This window comes from Aliarcobacter lanthieri (assembly GCF_013201625.1).
Taxonomy (GTDB): domain Bacteria; phylum Campylobacterota; class Campylobacteria; order Campylobacterales; family Arcobacteraceae; genus Aliarcobacter; species Aliarcobacter lanthieri.
The window spans coordinates 825,438-846,646 of sequence record NZ_CP053839.1; the positions used below are offsets into that span (position 1 = coordinate 825,438).

20 protein-coding genes and 1 tRNA gene are annotated in these 21,209 nt (G+C 27.0%); all 21 read left to right on the forward strand.

What is annotated here, in order from left to right:
- The first annotated feature begins 63 nt into the window (after positions 1–63).
- The 21 genes from carB (at position 64) to ALANTH_RS04230 (ending at position 21,199) form a co-directional block, all read left to right on the forward strand.
- Positions 64–3,306, forward strand: coding sequence for a carbamoyl-phosphate synthase large subunit (gene carB, locus ALANTH_RS04130; RefSeq protein WP_026808019.1), 3,243 nt, complete (start codon positions 64–66; stop codon positions 3,304–3,306).
- Entirely contained in the window at positions 3,306–3,749 is a 444-nt protein-coding gene (locus ALANTH_RS04135; RefSeq protein ID WP_026808018.1) for a Sua5 YciO YrdC YwlC family protein, read from the forward strand. The genes carB and ALANTH_RS04135 overlap by 1 nt, the downstream gene beginning before the upstream one ends.
- A gap of 64 nt (positions 3,750–3,813) precedes the next feature.
- Positions 3,814–3,889, forward strand: a tRNA-Glu gene (locus ALANTH_RS04140).
- 69 nt (positions 3,890–3,958) lie between these two features.
- Positions 3,959–4,969, forward strand: coding sequence for a Wzz/FepE/Etk N-terminal domain-containing protein (locus ALANTH_RS04145; protein ID WP_026808017.1), 1,011 nt, complete (start codon positions 3,959–3,961; stop codon positions 4,967–4,969).
- Positions 4,970–5,021: 52 nt separating this feature from the next.
- Positions 5,022–6,290: a nucleotide sugar dehydrogenase gene (locus ALANTH_RS04150; protein WP_026808016.1), complete on the forward strand. Its 1,269-nt coding sequence runs from the start codon at positions 5,022–5,024 to the stop codon at positions 6,288–6,290.
- A 1-nt stretch (position 6,291) separates the two neighbouring features.
- Positions 6,292–7,254 carry a Gfo/Idh/MocA family oxidoreductase gene (locus ALANTH_RS04155; protein ID WP_026808015.1) on the forward strand — a complete coding sequence of 321 codons (963 nt, stop codon included), beginning with the start codon at positions 6,292–6,294 and terminating at the stop codon, positions 7,252–7,254.
- 3 nt (positions 7,255–7,257) lie between these two features.
- Complete coding sequence (locus tag ALANTH_RS04160; RefSeq protein WP_026808014.1) at positions 7,258–7,836, forward strand: acyltransferase; 579 nt, start codon at positions 7,258–7,260, stop codon at positions 7,834–7,836.
- Between the two features lie 2 nt (positions 7,837–7,838).
- On the forward strand, positions 7,839–8,933 hold the full coding sequence (locus ALANTH_RS04165) for a DegT/DnrJ/EryC1/StrS family aminotransferase (RefSeq protein ID WP_026808013.1): 1,095 nt from the start codon (positions 7,839–7,841) through the stop codon (positions 8,931–8,933).
- Positions 8,926–10,116, forward strand: coding sequence for a UDP-N-acetylglucosamine 4,6-dehydratase (locus ALANTH_RS04170; RefSeq protein ID WP_026808012.1), 1,191 nt, complete (start codon positions 8,926–8,928; stop codon positions 10,114–10,116). The genes ALANTH_RS04165 and ALANTH_RS04170 overlap by 8 nt, the downstream gene beginning before the upstream one ends.
- 1 nt (position 10,117) lies before the next feature.
- Complete coding sequence (locus tag ALANTH_RS04175) at positions 10,118–11,254, forward strand: LegC family aminotransferase (protein ID WP_034236858.1); 1,137 nt, start codon at positions 10,118–10,120, stop codon at positions 11,252–11,254.
- Positions 11,254–11,871 (forward strand): acetyltransferase, encoded by a 618-nt coding sequence (locus ALANTH_RS04180; RefSeq protein WP_026808010.1) that lies wholly within the window; start codon positions 11,254–11,256, stop codon positions 11,869–11,871. The genes ALANTH_RS04175 and ALANTH_RS04180 overlap by 1 nt, the downstream gene beginning before the upstream one ends.
- Before the next feature lie 61 nt (positions 11,872–11,932).
- Positions 11,933–12,592, forward strand: a complete 660-nt coding sequence (locus ALANTH_RS04185; protein ID WP_026808009.1) for an acetyltransferase — start codon at positions 11,933–11,935, stop codon at positions 12,590–12,592.
- Position 12,593: 1 nt separating this feature from the next.
- Positions 12,594–13,025 carry a MaoC family dehydratase gene (locus ALANTH_RS04190; protein WP_026808008.1) on the forward strand — a complete coding sequence of 144 codons (432 nt, stop codon included), beginning with the start codon at positions 12,594–12,596 and terminating at the stop codon, positions 13,023–13,025.
- A 60-nt stretch (positions 13,026–13,085) separates the two neighbouring features.
- The gene (locus ALANTH_RS04195) at positions 13,086–13,958 is read left to right on the forward strand and encodes a macro domain-containing protein (RefSeq protein ID WP_051583676.1); all 873 of its coding nucleotides are present in this window, start codon (positions 13,086–13,088) and stop codon (positions 13,956–13,958) included.
- Entirely contained in the window at positions 13,945–14,925 is a 981-nt protein-coding gene (locus ALANTH_RS04200) for a DarT ssDNA thymidine ADP-ribosyltransferase family protein (protein ID WP_026808007.1), read from the forward strand. The genes ALANTH_RS04195 and ALANTH_RS04200 overlap by 14 nt, the downstream gene beginning before the upstream one ends.
- Positions 14,926–15,927 (forward strand): N-acetylneuraminate synthase, encoded by a 1,002-nt coding sequence (gene neuB / locus ALANTH_RS04205; RefSeq protein WP_026808006.1) that lies wholly within the window; start codon positions 14,926–14,928, stop codon positions 15,925–15,927.
- Positions 15,924–17,078, forward strand: coding sequence for a UDP-N-acetylglucosamine 2-epimerase (gene neuC / locus ALANTH_RS04210; RefSeq protein WP_026808005.1), 1,155 nt, complete (start codon positions 15,924–15,926; stop codon positions 17,076–17,078). Before neuB ends, neuC begins: the two co-directional genes overlap by 4 nt.
- Before the next feature lies 1 nt (position 17,079).
- Entirely contained in the window at positions 17,080–18,126 is a 1,047-nt protein-coding gene (locus ALANTH_RS04215; protein ID WP_026808004.1) for a nucleotidyltransferase family protein, read from the forward strand.
- A 23-nt stretch (positions 18,127–18,149) separates the two neighbouring features.
- The gene (locus ALANTH_RS04220; protein WP_026808003.1) at positions 18,150–19,529 is read left to right on the forward strand and encodes an AAA family ATPase; all 1,380 of its coding nucleotides are present in this window, start codon (positions 18,150–18,152) and stop codon (positions 19,527–19,529) included.
- Complete coding sequence (locus ALANTH_RS04225; RefSeq protein ID WP_026808002.1) at positions 19,526–20,062, forward strand: hypothetical protein; 537 nt, start codon at positions 19,526–19,528, stop codon at positions 20,060–20,062. The genes ALANTH_RS04220 and ALANTH_RS04225 overlap by 4 nt, the downstream gene beginning before the upstream one ends.
- Positions 20,063–20,086: 24 nt before the next feature.
- A complete protein-coding gene (locus tag ALANTH_RS04230; protein WP_026808001.1) occupies positions 20,087–21,199 on the forward strand; it encodes an N-acetyl sugar amidotransferase in 1,113 nt (370 codons plus the stop codon).
- Positions 21,200–21,209 lie beyond the last annotated feature (10 nt).

Sequence of the window (21,209 nt, forward strand, 5' to 3'; positions counted from 1 at the left end):
AACAAAGGCTTAAGCACTTTTTCGATAAACTTGCCAAATTTTAAATCAGCGAAAGGAAAGTTTATGCCAAAAAGAGAAGATATAAAAAATATTTTACTTATAGGTTCAGGACCAATTGTTATAGGACAAGCGTGTGAGTTTGACTATTCAGGAACACAAGCTACTAAAACTTTAAAAGAGCTTGGTTATAGGGTTATTTTGATTAACTCAAATCCAGCAACTATCATGACAGATCCAGAATTTGCTGATAAGACATATATTGAACCAATTACAGAAGAAGTTGTTCTAAATATAATTAAAAAAGAGAATATAGATTCTATTCTCCCAACAATGGGTGGACAAACAGCATTAAATGTTGCAACATCTATGTATGAGAAAGGTCTTTTAGAAGGTATAAACTTTTTAGGAGTTCATCCAGAAGCTATTAAAAAGGGAGAAGATAGACATCTTTTTTCTGAAGCTATGAGAAAAATTGGACTAGATTTACCTAGAAGTGAGAATGCTTATACTTTAGAAGAAGCAGTTAAAGTAGCAAAAGAGATAGGTTTCCCTGTGATTAGTAGAGCTTCATTTACTCTTGCAGGTGGTGGAAGTGGAGTTGCTTATAATATGGAAGAGTTTAAAGCTTTGGCACAAGCTGGTCTTGATGCTTCACCAATTAATGAAATTGAAATTATGGAATCAGTTTTAGGTTGGAAAGAGTATGAAATGGAGATTATCAGAGATACAAATGACAACTGCATTGTTGTTTGTTCTATTGAAAATCTTGACCCTATGGGAGTTCATACAGGTGATTCAATAACAATAGCTCCAGCACTTACTCTTACAGACAAAGAGTATGCAGTTATGAGAGAGGCATCTTTTGCAATTTTAAGAGAAATTGGAGTAAATAGTGGTGGTTCAAATGTACAATTTTCTATGTGCCCAGAAACTGGAAGAATGATTGTAATTGAAATGAATCCTAGAGTTTCAAGAAGTTCTGCTCTTGCTTCAAAAGCAACTGGTTATCCAATAGCAAAAGTTTCTACACTTTTAGCAGTTGGATTTACACTTGATGAGATTACAAACGATATGACAGGAACACTAGCTAGTTTTGAACCAGCAGTTGATTATATTGTTTCTAAAGTTCCAAGATTTACATTTGAAAAATTCCCAAAAGCAAATTCTACTTTAACAACATCAATGAAATCTGTTGGTGAAGTTATGTCTATAGGAAGAAATTTTAATGAGTGTATTCAAAAAGCATATTGTTCATTAGAAACTGGACTTAGTGGATTTGATAGTATTACGACTGATTTAGAGTTAATTAAAAAAGAGATTAGAAGACCAAATGATAAAAGACTTCAATATCTAATGGATGGTATGAGACAAGGTTTAACAAATGAAGATATTTTTGAACTTTCAAAAATAGATCCTTGGTTCTTAGCTAAATTTAGAGAACTTTATGAACTAGAACTTGCTATGACTCCAGCTATTTTAACTGATGAAGAACTTTTAAGAAAAGTTAAATCAAATGGATTTAGTGATAAATTTATTGCAAATATTATTGGAAAAACTGAAGAAAATGTATACAATGCAAGAAAAGCTTTAGATATAGATTTTGAGTATAATGAAGTTGATACTTGTGCCGGTGAATTTAAAGCTTTAAATCAATACTTATATTCAACTACAAATGTTACAAAATTACCAAAAGAGCAAACTCCTAAATCATCTGATAAAAAAGTTATGATTATTGGTGGTGGACCAAATAGAATTGGACAAGGAATAGAATTTGACTATTGTTGTGTTCATGCTAGTTTCGCTTTAAATGAAATGGGTGTAAAAACTATTATGTATAATTGCAACCCTGAAACTGTTTCAACAGATTATGATACTTCTGATGTTTTATATTTTGAACCAATTGATTTTGAACATGTAAGAAGTGTTGTAGAAAAAGAGCAACCAGATGGTGTTATCGTACATTTTGGTGGACAAACACCACTAAAATTAGCAAATGCTTTAACAAAAATTGGAGCAAAAATTATAGGAACAACAGCAGAAGTTATTGATTTAGCAGAAGATAGAAAAAAATTCTCTGCATTTGTTGAAAATATTGGACTTCTTCAACCAGAAAATGGAACAGCTGTAGAACTTGAAGAAGCTATAAAAATAGCTGAAAAAATAGGTTATCCTGTTCTTGTAAGACCATCTTTTGTTCTTGGTGGAAGAGGAATGAAAATAGTTTATTCAACTGATGAATTAAAAAAATATATGGATGAAGCAGTTTCAGTTTCAAATGATGCACCAGTTTTAATTGATAAATTCCTAGATAGAGCAATTGAACTTGATGTTGATTGTATTTGTGATGGAAAAGAAGTTTATATTGGTGGAATTATGCAACATATTGAAGAAGCAGGTATTCACTCAGGAGATTCAGCTTGCTCATTACCTCCAATTAGTATAGAAGATAAATGTATAAAAGAACTTGAGACAAAAACAAAGGCTATGGCTTTAGGTCTTGGTGTTGTAGGACTTATGAATGTTCAATATGCAATTCACAAAGGAGAAGTTTATTTAATTGAAGTAAATCCAAGAGCTAGTAGAACTGTGCCATTTGTAAGTAAAGCAACAGGAATTCCTCTTGCAAAAGTAGCTACTAGAGTTATGTGGGGACACAGTTTAAGAGATGCTTTAAAAGTTTATGATAGAGAGATTGTTTATGAAGATAATGGTGTTTTAAAACCAAAACTTAAAAATCATGTTGCTGTAAAAGAGTCTGTTTTCCCATTTAATAAACTTGTAGGAGCAGATTTGCTTTTAAGTCCAGAGATGAAATCTACTGGTGAAGTTATGGGAATTGCAGATAATTTTGCTATGGCATTTGCTAAATCTCAAAGTGCTGCTAAAAACTCTTTACCAAAAAGTGGAAAAGTATTTATTTCTTTATGTGATTTAGATAAAGAGTTTGCCTCAAGTATTGCAAAAGAATTAAATGAAAATGGATTTAGTATATGTGCAACTGGTGGAACAGAAAAAATTATTTCTGAAGCTGGAATACCTTGTGAAAAAGTATTGAAAGTTAGTGAAGGAAGACCAAATATTACAGATCTTTTAACTAATGGTGATATTGCAATGGCAATAAATACAAGTGGTGAACAAGAATTATCAAAAGATGATGGTAAAGATATAAGAAGAGCTGTTTTAAGAATGAATGTTCCATATTTTACAACTGTAGCTGCTGCTAATGCTGCAACTGAAGCAATAAAAGAGTTAAAAACTAAAGATGTTTCAACTCCAAAATCTATCCAAGAATTTTTAAATTACTAATGGATTCTAGCTTAGTTTATCTAGTACAAACAGATACAACTGTTGGTTTTTCATCTTCAAATGATGAGAAGCTAACAAAGCTAAAACAAAGAGAAAAATCTAAAAAAATTTTAAATACTGTAAACTCTTTTAAAACATTAAATAGTTTAGCAAGAGTTCCAAAAAACTTTAGAAAATTAGTACGTAATAGTAAGAAAACTACTTTTATATATCCAAATCTACAATCATTTAGGGTTGTTGATAAATCGTCAAGTTTTTATGATTTTATAGATAAATTTGATATATCATATTCAACTTCTGCAAATAAAACTGCATGTAGTTTTGAGTATGATTTTGCTTTTACGAACTCAAATGTAATAGTTGAAAATAAACTAGGCTTTTTTGAAACAACATCTTCCAAAATATATATTTTAAAAAAAAAGAAGCTAAAACAAATAAGATAGAGATATGTTTTTATGATTTTAAGTAGAATAAAACTTAAAATAAAATATAATACTCCCTCATTATGACCCCGTCGTCTAGTGGCCAAGGACGTTAGGATTTCCTCCTAAACACGTAAGTTCGAATCTTGCTGGGGTCGCCAATTTAAAAGAAAAATAAATTTATTTTTATAATATAAACAAATTTTGATATACAAAATACAGGGGAAAATATGCAAAATGAAAAATATATACAAGAAGATGAAATAGATTTAAAAGAGTTATTTAAAACTATTTGGAATAAAAAGATTTTTATAGTTATATTTACATCAATTATTACAATATTATCTATAGTTTATGTAAGTTTAAAAATACCAATTTATGAGGTAAAATCGGTAGTTAAAATAGGACAAATTGGTGATGCTTTAATAGAAAATAGCAATATTTTAGAACGAAAACTAAGAGTTATATTTTCTGTAGATGATATGCCTTTTATAACAGAAAAATATGGAATTGTTTCTGATATTTCACTTGTAAAAAAAGCAGAAAATTTTATAGAAATAACTACACAGGCATTTTCAAATGAAAAGGCTATTGATATAAATAATGAAGTAGTTGATTTTTTACAAACAGATTATAAATATAAAATTGATGAATATATTTTAAGAACAAACTTAAATATAAAAAATTTGGAAGAGCAGATTAAATATTTAGAAGATGTAACAAAAATTCAAGTAAATGAAAAAATAAATTTTTTAAAAAATGTTGAATTAGTTACAATTGAAAATAAATTGAATTTTAATAAAGAAAAAATGGAACAATATCAAAAAAATATAAATGATATAACGAAAAAAAGAAGTTCAAATGATACTCAAAATATGTTATCTGCTATGGAAATACTAAATTATCAAAATTTAATATTGAATCTACAAAATCAAATTGAAAATTTAAATAAAGAAAAAGAAAATATACTTTTAGAAAAAATCCCAAATTTAAATAGAGAATTAGAATATAGTATAAAAAATCAATTAGAAGATTTGAATGATAAGATAGAACTTGAAAAATTAAAACTTATGAATAATATAGCAACAAATAGTGAAATAGTAGGGAATATTTTAATAAATGATTATCCTATCAAACCTAGAAAATCTCTTATTGTAGTAGTTGGTTTTGTGACAGGATTTATCTTATCTATATTTTTAGTATTTTTTATAAATTTTATAAATAAGATAAGAAAAGAATAAAAAAGAATTAATATTTATGTGATAATATAAAAAATTTAATATAAGGGAAAAAATGGAAAATAAAATATGTATAATAGGTTTAGGATATGTTGGTCTTCCTTTAGCTCATGCTTTTTCAAGTAAATATGAAGTAGTTGGTTTTGATATAGATAATTCAAGAATAGAAGAGTTAGAAAGCGCTTTTGATAGAACCTTAGAATTAGATGAAAATCAGATGAAAGATGCTATAAAAAATGGTATGAAATTTACTATGAATATTGAAGATATAAAGGATTCAAATATTTATATAGTTACTGTACCAACACCTATTAAAGATAGTAATGAACCAGATTTAACCCCTATTATAAAATCAACTGAAACTATAGCAAAAGTTTTAAAACAAAATGATATAGTAATTTATGAAAGTACTGTTTATCCAGGCGTTACAGAGGAAATTTGTGTTCCTATTTTAGAAAAATTTAGCGACTTGATATTTAATAAAGATTTCTTTTGTGGATACTCTCCTGAAAGAATAAATCCAGGTGATAAAGAGCATACAGTTACAAAAATACTTAAAATAACATCTGGTTCGACTCCTCAAATAGCTAAAAGAATAGATGATTTATATAAAAGTATTATCACTGCTGGAACTCACTTAGCTCCATCAATAAAAGTTGCTGAAGCTGCAAAAGTTATAGAGAATACTCAAAGAGATGTAAATATAGCTTTGATAAATGAACTTGCTATGATTTTTGATTTGATGGATATCGATACTAAAGATGTAATTGAAGCAGCTGCTACAAAATGGAATTTTATAAAACTTTTCCCAGGTCTAGTAGGAGGGCATTGTATAGGAGTTGATCCATACTATCTTACTCATAAAGCACAAAGTTTAGGATATATGCCAAATTTAATTTTAGGTGCAAGACAAGTTAATAATGGTATTAGTAAATATATAGCTGATAAAACTTTAAAATTAATTGTTAGTGAAAATAAAAAATTAAATGGTTCAAATATATTAGTTCTTGGAGCTACATTTAAAGAAAATTGCCCTGATATGAGAAATTCTAAAGTTCTTGATATTATTAGAGAACTTGAAGAGTTTAAATGCAATGTTGAAGTATATGATTACTGGATTGATGAGAGTGATAAAAAGGTAAAACCTTTGAATTTTTTAGAAGAATTACCATTAAATAGTGAAAGATATGATGCTATTATTGTTGCTGTAAATCATGATAAATTTAAAAATATTTCTACAAATGATTATAAAGGAATGTCAAAAGGTACACCTATAATAATGGATGTAAAAGGTATAGTAGAAGAACCAACTTGGAGATTATAAAATGGAAAAGATAAATTTTGCACTTATTGGAGCAAGTGGTTATATAGCTCCAAGACATATGAAAGCTATTAAAGAGACTGGTAATGAGCTTGTAGTTGCTATGGATACTTATGATGGTATTGGAATAATGGATAGTAATTTTCCACAAGCTGATTTTTTTACAGAGTTTGAAAGATTTAGTTCATTTGTGGATCATTTTAAAAGAAATGGTAATAATATAGATTATGTGGCTATTACTACACCAAATTATTTACATGATAGTCATATTAGATTTGCTTTAAAAAGTGGTTCAAATGCTATTTGTGAAAAGCCTTTAGTTTTAAATCCAAATCAAATAGATGATTTAAAAATAGTAGAAAAAGAGAGTGGTAAAAAAGTATATACAATACTACAATTAAGACTTCATGATTCTATAATTGCATTAAAAGAAAAAATATCAAAAGAATTAGAAAAAAATCCATCTAAGGTTTATGATATTGATTTAACATATTTAACAAGTCGTGGTAAATGGTACTTTGAATCTTGGAAAGGTGATGAAAAAAAATCAGGAGGAATAGCTTCAAATATTGGAGTTCACTTTTTTGATATGCTATCTTGGATTTTTGGAGAATTACAAGAAAATATTGTATATATAAAAAATCCTGATGTAAATGCTGGATATATGAAACTTAAAAATGCAAATGTTAGATGGTTTTTATCTGTAAATTATGATTATATTCCTGAAGAAATAAAAACTACTGGGAAAACTACATTTAGAAGTATCACTGTTGATGGAGAAGAGTTTGAATTTAGTGAAGGTTTTACGGATCTACATACGAAATCATATAAAGATATTTTAAATGGTGGTGGATTTGGTCTTGATGATGCTAGAAATTCAATAGTGATAGTTTCTGATATTAGAAAAATGCAAACGGCTAATTTAGATGAAAAATCTCATCCATTTTGTAAAAAAGTTTTAGGATAATATATGGCTTCTTATTTTGCACATGAGTCGAGTTATATTGATGAAAATGTAATTATAGGGGAAGATACTAAAATTTGGCATTTTTCACATATCTTAAGTGGTTCACATATTGGAAGCAATTGTTCATTTGGACAAAACTGTGTAGTCGGTCCAAAAGTAAATATTGGAAATGGTGTAAAAGTTCAAAATAATATTTCTATATATGAAGGTGTTGAAGTAGAAGATGATGTTTTTTTAGGACCTTCTATGGTATTTACAAATGTTATAAATCCAAGAGCTTTTATAGTACGGAAAGAAGAGTTTAAAAAAACAGTTCTGAAAAAAGGCTGTAGTGTTGGAGCAAACGCTACGGTTGTTTGTGGAGTAACTATTGGAGAATATGCACTTATTGGAAGTGGTGCAGTGGTAAATAAGGATGTAAAACCTTATGCTCTTATAGTTGGGGTTCCTGCAAAACAAATAGGATGGGTTTCAATGGCTGGAAATACACTAAACTTTGATAAAAGTGGAATAGCGACTGATAGTTTCGATAATACAAAATATAAAATAGAAAATGATAATTTAATTTTAATAAAAGAGTAAAAATGAAGATAGATTTTGCAAATTTACAATACCAACATAATCTTTATAAAGAAGAGATAGAAGAAGCTATATTGAAAGTAGCTAGAAATTGTAACTTTATTATGGGAAATGAAGTTCTTGAACTAGAAAAAAGTTTAGAAGAATTCACAGGTGCAAAATATGCAATAACTTGTAGCAATGGTACAGATGCTTTACTTCTTGCTATGATGGCTCTTGATATAAAACCAGGAGATGAAATAATCACTACTCCATTTACATTTATAGCAACAGCTGAAACAATAGCCTTCTTAGGTGCAAAACCAGTTTTTGTAGATATTGATGAAAAAACATATAATATTGATGTTTCTAAAATCGAAGATAAAATAACTTCTAAAACAAAAGCTATTATTCCTGTATCACTTTATGGACAACCTGCTAATATGGACAAAATTCAAGAAATAGCTAAAAAATATAATTTAAAAGTAATTATAGATGGTGCGCAAAGCTTTGGTTCTACTTATAATAGAATTACAGATTCTGCACTTGGTGATATATCAACAACTTCATTCTTCCCTGCAAAACCATTAGGGTGTTATGGAGATGGTGGAGCAGTTTTTACAAACTGTGAGATTTTGGCAAATAAGATTAAAAGCTTAAGACTTCATGGACAATCAAAAAGATACTATCATCAATATATTGGTATGGGTGGAAGACTTGATACTTTACAAGCATCAGTTTTAAATGTAAAACTAAGATATTATAAAAAAGATTTAGAACTAAGACAAGAAGTTGCTTCTAAATACACAAAAGCTTTAAAAAATAAATCTAATATAATACTTCCTTATGTGGATACTAAATCATCATCAGCTTGGGCACAATATTCAATAAGAGTAAAAAATAGAGATACTTTACAAGAAAAATTAAAAGAAGCTGGAATACCAACAGCAGTTCATTATCCTATGCCACTACATTTACAAGAGTGTATGAAATATTTAAGATATAAAAAAGGTGATTTCCCTATTTCTGAAATAGTATCAGATGAAATTATGAGTTTACCTATGAATCCTTATCTTACTGATGAAGAAATAGAGTATATTGTTGGAAAAATTTATGAATAAAATACTAAATTTAATAGGACGAACAAAAGAGCTTTTTCTTGATGATATAAAAAATAAAAAACAAGAACTTTCAGATATAGTTTCATATTCATCTTTTTTAGTTTTAGGTGGTGCTGGTTCTATAGGACAAGCTGTAACTAAAGAGATATTTAAAAGAAATCCAAAAAAACTTCATGTTATTGATATTTCAGAAAATAATATGGTTGAATTAGTTCGAGATATAAGAAGTAGTTTTGGATATATTGATGGAGATTTTCAAACTTTTGCACTTGATATTGGAAGTAGCGAATATGATGCATTTATAAAAGCTGATGGAAAATACGATTATGTATTAAATCTATCAGCACTTAAACATGTAAGAAGTGAAAAAGATCCATTTACTCTTATGAGAATGATTGAAACAAATATTTTTAATACAGATAAAACTTTACAACAATCAATAGAAAATGAGGTTAAAAAATATTTTTGTGTAAGTACAGATAAAGCTGCAAATCCAGTAAATATGATGGGTGCAAGCAAAAGAATAATGGAAATGTTTGTGATGAAAAAATCAAAACAAATAGATGTTTCTATGGCAAGATTTGCAAATGTAGCTTTTAGTGATGGTTCACTTCTTCATGGATTTGATCAAAGAATAAAAAAATATCAACCAATAGTTGCTCCAAATGATATAAAAAGATATTTTGTAACTCCTCAAGAAAGTGGTGAACTTTGTCTTATGTCTTGTATTTTTGGTGAAAATAGAGATATATTTTTCCCAAAATTAAGTGAAAATTTACATCTTATAACATTTTCTGAAATAGCTGTAAAATATCTAAAAAATCTAGGTTTTGAGCCATATTTATGTAGAGATGAAGATGAAGCTAGAGAATTAGCTAAAACTTTACCACAACAAGGAAAATATCCATGTTTATTCAGTGCTAGTGATACAACAGGAGAGAAAGATTTTGAAGAATTTTTTACTGAAAAAGAAGTTTTAGATATGGAAAAATTTGAAAATCTCGGTATCATAAAGAATGAAGCTATTTATGATGAAAAACTTCTAAATGAGTTTGAAAATATAATCAAAGCTTATAAACAAAATTTACAATGGAGCAAAGATGATATTGTAAAAGAGTTTTTTAAATTAATACCAGATTTTGGACATAAAGAGACTGGTAAATATCTTGATGGAAAGATGTAATATGCAAAATATAATAGATTTTATAAAAGAAACTTTTAAGACAAAAGAGTTTATACCTCTTCATGAGCCACGATTTATTGGAAATGAGAAAAAATATTTAAATGAGTGTATAGATAGTACATTTGTTTCAAGTGTTGGAAAATATGTTGATAGATTTGAAAAAGAGTTTGCTTCGTATGTTGGAAGTAAATATGCAATAGCAACTGTAAATGGTACAGCTGCACTTCATATATCGCTTATATTAGCTGATGTAAAAAAAGATGATGAAGTTATAACTCAACCTCTTACTTTTATAGCAACTTGTAATGCAATTAGCTATATTGGAGCAAAACCAATATTTATTGATGTTGATTTAGATACTTTGGGACTTAGCCCAAATTCACTTAAAAATTTTTTAGAAACAAATTGTGAAATAATAGAGAATATTTGTATAAATAAAACTACAAAAAAACAAATAAAAGCTTGTGTTCCTATGCATACTTTTGGACACTCTTGTAAAATAGCAGAGATAAAAGAGATTTGTGATAAATGGAATATTACCTTAGTTGAAGATGCAGCAGAGAGTTTAGGAAGTTTTTATAAAGAAAAACATACTGGAACTTTTGGAAAAATAGCAGCATTTTCTTTTAATGGAAACAAAATCATCACAAGTGGTGGTGGTGGAGTTATTGTAACTGATGATGAAATTTTGGCAAAAAGAGCAAAACATATCACAACAACAGCAAAAATTCCTCATCCTTATGAATATGTACACGACGAAACAGCATATAATTATCGTCTTCCAAACTTGAATGCTGCACTTTTAGTTGCACAAATGGAAAATTTAGATAAATTTTTAGAAAATAAAAGAGAGTTAGTACAAATTTATAAAGACTTTTTTGTAAATACAAATATAAAATTTGTAGAAGAACCAAAAAATTCAAAATCAAATTATTGGTTACAAGCTGTAATCTTTGATGATGTTAAACAAAGAGATGAATTTTTAGAGTTTACAAATAAAAATGGTGTTATGACAAGACCTATTTGGCGACTTATGAATGAATTGGAAATGTATAAAAATTGTCAAAAAGATGATTTAAAAAATGCAAAATATTTAGAGCAAAGAGTTGTAAATATTCCAAGTTCGGTGATTTTGTAATGAAAGAAAAAATTGTTCTTGTTGGTGGTGGTGGACATTGCCATAGTGTTATTGATGTTATTGAACTAGAAAATAAGTATAAAATTATTGGGATAGTTGATACAAAAGAGAATATTGGAAAAAAAGTTTTAGATTATGAGATAATAGCTTGTGATGATAATTTAGAAGAGCTTTTTAAAACTTGCCAAAATGCAGTTATTACTATTGGACAGATAAAATCAAATAGTTTAAGGGTAAATCTTTTTGAAAAACTTAAAAATATAGGTTTTAATTTATCAACTATTATTTCACCACTTGCTTATGTTTCAAAATACTCTAAAATAGATGAAGGAACAGTTGTTATGCATCATGCTTTGATAAACGCAAATGCAAGAATTGGAAAAAACTGTATCATAAACACAAAAGCTTTAATTGAACATGATGTAATAGTAGAAGATAATTGTCATATTTCAACAGCAAGTGTAATAAACGGTGGAGTGATTGTAAAAGAAAATACATTTTTTGGGAGTAATGCGATGAGCAAAGAGTATATACAAATAGGCAAAAATTGCCTTATAGGGGGGGGTACGAGAGTACTTTCAAATCAAGTGAACAATTCAGTAGTGAAAAACCATTAAAATTTAAAAAGTTTACAAATAATATTTTTTATAATCCTTTCTTTTCTACGGAGAAATGGAAATGAAAGGTATTTACATAGTAGGAACTGGTGGCTTTGCTAGTGAAGTTACAGAATATATTTTAGATAATAACGAATTTGAAATAAAAGGTTATTTTGATATATCTGAAGATGATTATAAAAAACACAATTATGAAGCACCATTTCTAGGTAATGAAAATAAGTATAATTTTTCTACAAATGATAATATAGTTATTGCCATAGCAAATTATCACCTAAGAGCAAAAATCTATCAAAATTTATCACAAAAACAAGTTAATTTTCCAAAAATAATCCATAAAAGTTGCTTTGTTTCTAAGTCATCACAGCTTGTAGAAGGAGTTATTTTATCTCCTTTTGTAACTATTACATCTAATTCAAAAATTGGTATAAATTTTCATGCAAATATTTATAGCTATGTTGCACATGATTGTATTATTGGAAATAATGTAACATTTGCACCAAGTGTAAAGTGCAATGGAAATGTAATAATAGAAGATAATGTTTATGTAGGTACAGGAGTAATAATTCATCAAGGAAAACCTAATAAACCTTTAGTTATTGGTAAAAATTCTGTTATAGCAGCTGGTTCAGTTGTTACAAAAAGTATTTCACAAAATATAACAGTTTTTGGTAACCCTGCTATTGAACTTACAAAAGAAAATATGAAAAGGAGATATTAATATGAATTTATTTTTTAATAATATTTCTATAGAAAATATTAAAATTGGAATGAAAGCTAGTTATTCACAAACTATTACAGATGCTGATATAAAATCTTTTGCTGGTGTTAGTGGAGATAGAAATCCAGTACATTTAGATGAAGAATATGCTGAAAACTCTAGATATAAAAAAAGAATTGCTCATGGAATGATGACAGCTTCATTTTTTTCAGCACTTTTTGGTACGAAAATACCTGGAGTTGGTTGTGTATATGTATCTCAATCACTAAATTTTAAAAGACCAGTATATGTTGGAGATACGGTTACAGCTGTTGTTGAAGTTACACAAGTAGATTTATATAAAAATAGAGTATTTTTTAAAACAACTTGCAAAGTTAAAAATAAAATTGTTACAGATGGAGAAGCTGAAATTTATATTCCAAAAATTAAATAGTTGTTTTATTGTATTTTAGATAAAATAAAACAATTTTTTAAACAATAAAAGGAAAATTTAGTGATAAGCTATATAAAAGGAAATCTCTTTACATCAAATGCTAAAATACTTGTAAATGCAGTTAATACTGTTGGTATTATGGGCAAGGGTATCGCTGCCGATTTTAAAAGAATATATCCAAAAATGTTTGAAGAATATAAGTATCTATGTGAATCAAAAGAGTTAGATATTGGAAATTTATTTTTATATAAAACACAAAATAAATGGATATTAAATTTTCCTACAAAAAAACATTGGAAAAGCCCTTCAAAGCTTGAATATATAGAAGAAGGATTAAAAAAGTTAGTTACTCAAGCTAATGAACTACAATTAAATGACATAGCTATGCCAAAACTTGGATGTGGAAATGGTGGTTTAGATTGGGAAACACAAGTAAAACCACTTGTAGAAAAATATTTAAAAAAATCTCCTATAAATGTATCTATATATGATTTTGATAAAGATATTATTCCAGAGCATTTAACAAAAAAAGATATAGAAAAATGGCTTAACTCAAAGCCTAAATCAATTAATTTTTCAATATTTTTTGAAGATTTAAAATCTATTTTTAGAGATAATTTATTATCAAAAGAAATTATTTTAAATAATGAAAAATATAATATAGAATATAATGAAAAAGATGAATATTTTATTTTTAAATCAAGATTGAAAAGTTTTATAATTTCAAAAGAAGATTTTAAAAATATATTTTATACACTCAAAAACTTAGGGAAACTTTGTGAAGCTGATTTATTTAGTGAATTGCAACAATATAAAATAGAAATATTTGAGTTTTTGTTAAAATTACCTTATATTCTAAAAAATGTAGATAAATTAATTTTAAACTATACTAAAAATTTAGAAGAAGTTGAAATAGTTTATGAACTTAACTAAAGAACAATTTTTAGATAAATTTCAGGAAAATTTATCTAAACAATTTAACGGAACTCAAAATTGGTGGACAAAATCTTTATTTCACTTTACAGATATAAAAAATGCTATTTCCATAATAGAAAATGGAAAAATTTATAGTAGAAAAAAAGCAATAGAATTAAATTTGATGGAAAATGACAATGCAAATGATAATGTCATTTTAAATACTTGTGATGAACATAAGCAATTTGCAAGATTATATTTTGGACCAGCAACTCCTACTCAAAAAAACAACGAAGGTATAAAACCAAAAGATAAAATAGTCAATAATGCTCATTGTCCAATTCCTATAATGTTTGTTTTTGATTTTAAAAAGATATTTTTACTTCCAAATATTAGATTTACAGATGGTAATTTGGCTACAAATCCAAATGTTTATGAAAATATAGAAGATTTAAATAATTTAAATTTTAATTTGATTTATCATAGAAGTTGGCTTCAAAATGATGAAATGAAATCTAAAGTAATAAATGCTAGACATTCAGAAGTCATAGTAAAAGATGAACTGTGTTTAGAAAATAATTTAAAATCTATACTGGTAAGATCAAATGCCGAAAAAGAGTTTTTATTATTTAATTTGAGTGATAAAACAAGAAAGTTGTATCAAGATAAAGTATTTATACAACCATTATCTGGAGTTTTTACAAATGATTGGTTGTATATAGATAAAATTTTAGTTCTTTATAATCAGATTGATATTTACTGGCATAAGTGTAATAATTTGCAATGTCAAAATAAATATAAGCTTTATGTAGAACTTAATAATTTGGAAGGAACCAACACAAGGTATCTATTGCTTGAAAATTGGTATTTAGAAAACAATTTATTAACAATATCTCTTCCTAGAGAATTTATGTTTTTGTATTTTAAAATAGATATTTATATAGATGATATTAAAATTTATAGTAATGTTATAAAAGGAGAGTAGATGAATAAAGTATTTATAATAGCGGAAGCTGGAGTTAATCATAATGGAAGTATTGAATTAGCAAAAAAGCTTATAGATGTAGCAGTTGATAGTGGTGTAGATGCAGTAAAGTTTCAAACATTTAAAACAGAACTTTGCATATCAAAAGATGCAAAAAAAGCAGAGTATCAAGTAGAAAATACTGGAAATTCAACTGAAACTCAATTTGAAATGGTAAAAAAACTAGAACTTAGCAAAGAAATGCATCATGAACTTATTTCTTACTGTAAAACTAAAAATATTATGTTTTTATCTACTCCTTTTGACCACGATAGCATTGAACTTTTGAATAATTTAGGACTTGAGATATTTAAAATACCAAGTGGAGAGATTACAAATTTACCGTATTTAAGACATATAGGAAAGCTAAATAAAAAAGTTATACTTTCAACTGGTATGGCTGATATTGGGGAAATAGAAGATGCTTTAGATGTTTTAATAAATTCAGGAACAAAAAAAGAAAACATCACAGTTTTACATGCAAATACAGAATATCCAACACCTATGGAGGATGTTAATCTAAAAGCTATGGTAACGATTGGAAATACATTTGATATAGCTTTGGGATATAGTGATCATACTTTGGGAATAGAAGTTCCAACAGCAGCTGTTGCTTTGGGAGCAACTGTTATTGAAAAACATTTTACTTTAGATAAAACCATGGAAGGACCAGATCATAAAGCTAGTTTAGAACCAAATGAATTAAAAGATATGGTAAAAGCTATAAGAAATATAGAATTAGCTTTGGGGAGTAGTATAAAAAAACCAAGTTCAAGTGAATCAAAAAACAAACCAATAGCTAGAAAATCAATAGTTGCAAAAACAGATATAAAAAAAGGTGAAATTTTAAGTGAAAATAGTCTTGCAATAAAAAGACCAGGAAATGGTATAAGCCCTATGCGATGGGATGAAATATTAGGAACGGTTGCAACTAAAGATTATAAAGAAGATGAATTGATATGAAGATTTGTGTAGTAACAGGAACAAGAGCTGAATATGGATTACTTTATTGGCTTATAAAAGAGATTCAATCTGATAAAGATTTAGAACTTCAGCTTATAGTTACAGGTATGCACCTAAGTCCTGAGTTTGGATTAACTTATAAAGAAATAGAAAAAGAATTCAAAATAAATAAGAAAATAGAGATGCTTTTATCTTCTGATACTTCAGTTGGTATTTCAAAATCTATGGGTTTAGCTCAAATATCTTTTTCAGAAGCTTATGATGAACTAAAGCCAGATGTTGTAGTTGTTTTAGGTGATAGATATGAGATATTTAGTGCAACAAGTGCTGCTATGATTTCAAGAATACCAATAGCTCATTTACATGGTGGAGAGACAACAGAAGGTGCATTTGATGAATCAATAAGACATAGCATTACAAAAATGAGTCACTTGCACTTTGTAGCTACACAAGAGTATAAAAATAGAGTAATTCAATTAGGAGAAAATCCTTCTAGAGTTTTTAATGTAGGTGGAATGGGTATTGAAAATATAAAAAGATTAGAACTCTTGTCTAAAGATGAATTTGAGAAATCTATTGATTTTAAATTAAATAAGAAAAATATCTTAGTTACCTTTCATCCTGTAACTTTAGAGAACTCAACAGCAAAAGAGCAATTTTCTGAATTGTTAGATGCAATTGATGAATTAGAAGATACAAATATAATCTTTACAAAAGCAAATAGCGATACAGATGGAAGAGTTATAAACTCTATGATAGATGAATATGTAGCTAAGAATAATACTAAATCAGTTTGTTTTACCTCTTTAGGACAATTAAGATACCTAAGTGCTTTGCAATATGTAGATGTAATGGTAGGAAATAGCTCAAGCGGATTAGCAGAAGCCCCAAGCTTTAAAATAGGGACAATAAATATAGGAGATAGACAAAAAGGAAGAATAAAAGCTTCTAGTGTGATAGATTGTGAAGCAACTAAAGATTTTATTTTAGAAGCATTTAATAAATTAAATTCAAAAGAGTTTCAAGAGAGTTTAAAAGAGACAATAAATCCATATGGAGATGGATGTGCAAGTAAGAAGATAATAGAAGTGATTAAAAATACAAATTTAGAAGATATATTAAAAAAATCTTTTTTTGATTTAAGAGGTTAAAATGAAAAATATAGAAAACATAAAATTAAGAGAAAATTCAACAATAAAAGAAGCTTTAGAAATAATTGATAAAGGTTCTATGCAAATAGCTTTGGTTGTAGATAAAAATGATAAATTAGTTGGGACTTTAACAGACGGAGACATTAGAAGAGGTCTTTTAAAAGGTTTTGATTTAAATAGTTCTATTGAAGATATTATTTTTAAAAAACCTACTATCGCAACAATAAGTGATACAAAAGAAGATATTTTAAAACTTGCTTTGAGTAAAAAACTTCATCAAATTCCAATCATAGATGAAAATAATAGATTGGTAGGCATTAAAGAAATAGATGAACTTATAAAACCAAAAAATAAGACAAATAAAGTGGTTCTTATGGTAGGAGGACTTGGTACCAGACTTAGACCTCTTACAGAAACTACTCCAAAGCCTATGTTAAAAGTAGGAAACAAGCCAATACTTCAAACCATTGTAGAAAAATTTGCAGAGTATGGATATACAAATATTATAATGTGTGTAAACTATAAATCTCATATTATTCAAGATTATTTTGGAGATGGAAGTGATTTTGGCGTAAATATAGAGTATGTTTTAGAAGAGCAAAGAATGGGAACTGCTGGAGCTTTGAGTTTACTAAAAGAAAAACCAACAGAACCATTTTTTGTGATGAATGGAGATCTTCTTACAAATGTAAATTTTGAGCATTTACATAACTATCATATTGCAACAAATTCCATTGGAACAATGTGTGTTCGAGAATATGATTTTCAAGTACCTTATGGAGTTGTAAATATAAAAGATAGCAAAATATTATCTATAGAAGAAAAACCTATTCATAAGTTTTTTGTAAGTGCTGGTATTTATATGTTGTCAGAGAAAGTTTTAGAATATATACCACAAAATCAGTTTTATGATATGCCAACACTATTTGAAAAGCTTATAAGTTTAAATGAAAATACGATATCATTTCCACTCAGAGAGTATTGGCTTGATATAGGAAGAATAGAAGAATATGAAAAAGCTAATGAAGAGTATAGTGAGGTTTTTTAATAAATATTTATGAAAGGTAGAAAATGAATTTCAATTTTAGTATAGAAAATCTAGGAAATATAAAAAAAGCCAATTTTGAAATAAAACCTTTGACTATTATTGCTGGAGAAAATGGAAGTGGTAAAAGTTTCACTACAAAGAGCCTTTATTGTTTACTAGATGCCTTAAACAAAGATTATCTATTTGATTATATACAATCAAATATAAATGGTATAAAAAGAGCGATATTTTTCTATGAATCAGAACTTTTAAACAAATCTAAAAAAGATATAAATTTTATAGAAAATTTTCAAGAGAAATATTTGAATTTTTTTGATTTTATTCAAGATGAACTTCAAAAGTTAAATTTAGAGCAACAAGAGAAAATGTTACAAAATTTCTCTTTAGAATTAAAGCAACACTATAAACAATTAAAAGAATATTTTGAAGAACAAAGTTCTTTAAAAAAGTTTCAAAGAGTAAGTGAACATACAGATAATATTTTAACATCATATAGTAATATAATACAATTTGAAAGTAATTTTAAATATATAATCTCTGAACAAATAGAAAAGAATTTAAAATCAAACTTTCAAAAGAACTTTCAAATATCAAATATAGAAACACTCATACAAAAAGATGAAAAGGTAAAATCAATAGATTTAAAAATAGATAGTATAGGAAATGTACTTATAAAAGATAAACAGTATATAGATTTTTCTTTCAAATCAAAAGGTATTGTCCAGATACAAAATTTAAAAAATATAGTATATATAGATTCCCCTGCATATTTAAAAGTGAGAAAAGGGCTTGAAAGTAGATATAGAGGATTACTGGGAATAAAAATAGAAGATGAAAAATATTTAAAAGGCTATCCATTATATTTAGAAAGATTATATGATTTTTTAGATAAAAGATATTTATATGAACCAGACTTTAAAAACTTAAGTGAAGAACTTCAGAAACTTATGAATGGAAAACTAAATATTACAAAATCTGGAGAAATAGAATATTTAGATGAAAAAAATAATTCTATGCCATTATCTCTTACTGCTATGGGAATTACCAATATTGGGCTTATAGATTTGTTACTTAGAAATAATATTATAAATAAGGGTTCTTTTCTTATTATGGATGAACCAGAAGCACATCTACACCCAAAATGGCAAGTTGCACTTATAGATATACTTTATAAGGTTGCACAAGCTGGAGCAAATATAATAATAGCAACTCATAGTATAGATATGATAAAAGCTGTAGAATTACTTATAAAAAAAGATGAAAAAGCAAAAGATTTAATAGCTATAAATAAAATGCCATATAATGAAAGTTTTAGCAAATTAAAAGAAGAAGAAAAAATAGAAGAGATTTTAAGTGATCTAAGTTCTCCTTTCTATGATATGTATATTAGGGGACTTAGTTGAATATCTTAAAATATAGAGAATTTATAGATACAGAATGTTCAAATAATCAACAAATAAAACTAGATAAAAAAGCTATAAAAATTGATGGAAATAATAGTTTAAAAATGACTATAGGTTGTGGAGATTTAAAATCTTGTGATTATTTAAGATATAAAAAAGATAAGATATTACTTATAGAAATATCTGATTTGAAAAAACAATTTACTGATATTTGTTCAAAAACTGAATTATTGTCAAAAGATACAAAAAAACAATTAGGAAAAATTTTAACAAAAAAAATAGACCCACGAAATATAATTAGAGATGAGACAAGATCAAAATATCTTGAAACAATAAATATATTAAATGAATTGACTTCATATGTTAAATTTAATATGAAAAAATCAAAAATATTTATAATAGCAATTTGTTCAAATAATATCTCAGATACTATTGCTTTACAGTATTTAGAAAGAGATTTAAAAATAAGTTTAAATAATTTTGTAAAAGATGTAAGAGTAATATTAGCAAATGATTTAGAAAAATTTATTTAAATTAAATATTGAGGAGAATTAAATATGAAATATTGTACTAGATGTGTTATGCCTGATACAAGACCAGGTATTACTTTTGATGAAAATGGTGTTTGTGCCGCTTGTCAATCATATGAAAATAGAAAAAATGTAGATTATGAAAAAAGGTGGCAAGAATTAGAAATACTTTGTAAGAAATATAGAGGTATGAATGGACCAAATGGTTATGATTGTATGATAGCTGTATCAGGAGGTAAAGATAGTCATTTCCAAGTATATATTATGAAAGAAAAAATGGGAATGAATCCTCTTCTTGTTTCAGTTGAAGATAATTTTCCTATGACAAATGCAGGAGTACATAATCTAAAAAATATATCAGAATCTTTTGGTTGTGATTTAATATCAATGAAACCAAATATTCAAGCTCAAAAAAAGATTGGAAAATATACTTTTGAGAAATATGGTAAACCAACATATTTTATAGATAGATATATTTATACTTATCCTTTACATATGGCAGTAAAATTTAATACTCCACTTCTAGTTTATGGTGAAAATGTAGCTTATGAATATGGTGGAGCGGGTGCTATTGAAACATATTCCTCAAAAGATCAAATAAACAATGGGGTAGGGAGTGGAATCCCAACAAAAGAGCTTTTAGATATTGGTATTGAAGAAAAAAATTTAAACTTCTTTGAGCCACCACATCAAAATGATATAGATAAACTAGATCCAATTTATCTTAGTTATTTCTTAGAATGGAGTAGTTTTGATAACTACCAAATCGCAAAAAAATATGGATTCCATGATTTAACTCATGAATGGACTAGAACACACCATGTAGAACAATTTGACCAAGTAGATACTCCTGCATATTTAGTTCACTCTTGGATGAAATACCCAAAATTTGGACATGCTTCAGCAACAGATTATAGTGCAAGAATGGTAAGATATGGAATGCTAACTAGAGATGAAGCCATAGAACTTGTAAAAAAACATGACCATGATTTAGATCCAAGAAGTGTAAGAGAATTTTGTCAATTCTTTGGATATAGTGAAAAAGAGTTTTGGAAAATTATAGATAGTCATTATAATAAAGATATTTTTGAGCAAAAAAATAATATTTCTTGGCAAATTAAAAATCCAATTTGGAAATAAAATACAGCTT

Bases quoted from the DNA above. Each gene is read 5' to 3' on its own strand.
- ALANTH_RS04145 (WP_026808017.1), top strand. From the start codon at position 3,959: ATGCAAAATGAAAAATATATACAAGAAGATGAAATAGATTTAAAAGAG.
- ALANTH_RS04160 (WP_026808014.1), top strand. From the start codon at position 7,258: ATGGCTTCTTATTTTGCACATGAGTCGAGTTATATTGATGAAAATGTA.
- ALANTH_RS04215 (WP_026808004.1), top strand. From the start codon at position 17,080: ATGAAAAATATAGAAAACATAAAATTAAGAGAAAATTCAACAATAAAA.
- ALANTH_RS04230 (WP_026808001.1), top strand. From the start codon at position 20,087: ATGAAATATTGTACTAGATGTGTTATGCCTGATACAAGACCAGGTATT.
- ALANTH_RS04155 (WP_026808015.1), top strand. From the start codon at position 6,292: ATGGAAAAGATAAATTTTGCACTTATTGGAGCAAGTGGTTATATAGCT.
- ALANTH_RS04170 (WP_026808012.1), top strand. From the start codon at position 8,926: ATGAATAAAATACTAAATTTAATAGGACGAACAAAAGAGCTTTTTCTT.
- ALANTH_RS04200 (WP_026808007.1), top strand. From the start codon at position 13,945: ATGAACTTAACTAAAGAACAATTTTTAGATAAATTTCAGGAAAATTTA.
- ALANTH_RS04135 (WP_026808018.1), top strand. From the start codon at position 3,306: ATGGATTCTAGCTTAGTTTATCTAGTACAAACAGATACAACTGTTGGT.
- ALANTH_RS04175 (WP_034236858.1), top strand. From the start codon at position 10,118: ATGCAAAATATAATAGATTTTATAAAAGAAACTTTTAAGACAAAAGAG.
- neuC (WP_026808005.1), top strand. From the start codon at position 15,924: ATGAAGATTTGTGTAGTAACAGGAACAAGAGCTGAATATGGATTACTT.
- ALANTH_RS04185 (WP_026808009.1), top strand. From the start codon at position 11,933: ATGAAAGGTATTTACATAGTAGGAACTGGTGGCTTTGCTAGTGAAGTT.
- ALANTH_RS04150 (WP_026808016.1), top strand. From the start codon at position 5,022: ATGGAAAATAAAATATGTATAATAGGTTTAGGATATGTTGGTCTTCCT.
- ALANTH_RS04190 (WP_026808008.1), top strand. From the start codon at position 12,594: ATGAATTTATTTTTTAATAATATTTCTATAGAAAATATTAAAATTGGA.
- neuB (WP_026808006.1), top strand. From the start codon at position 14,926: ATGAATAAAGTATTTATAATAGCGGAAGCTGGAGTTAATCATAATGGA.
- ALANTH_RS04220 (WP_026808003.1), top strand. From the start codon at position 18,150: ATGAATTTCAATTTTAGTATAGAAAATCTAGGAAATATAAAAAAAGCC.
- ALANTH_RS04165 (WP_026808013.1), top strand. From the start codon at position 7,839: ATGAAGATAGATTTTGCAAATTTACAATACCAACATAATCTTTATAAA.
- carB (WP_026808019.1), top strand. From the start codon at position 64: ATGCCAAAAAGAGAAGATATAAAAAATATTTTACTTATAGGTTCAGGA.
- ALANTH_RS04180 (WP_026808010.1), top strand. From the start codon at position 11,254: ATGAAAGAAAAAATTGTTCTTGTTGGTGGTGGTGGACATTGCCATAGT.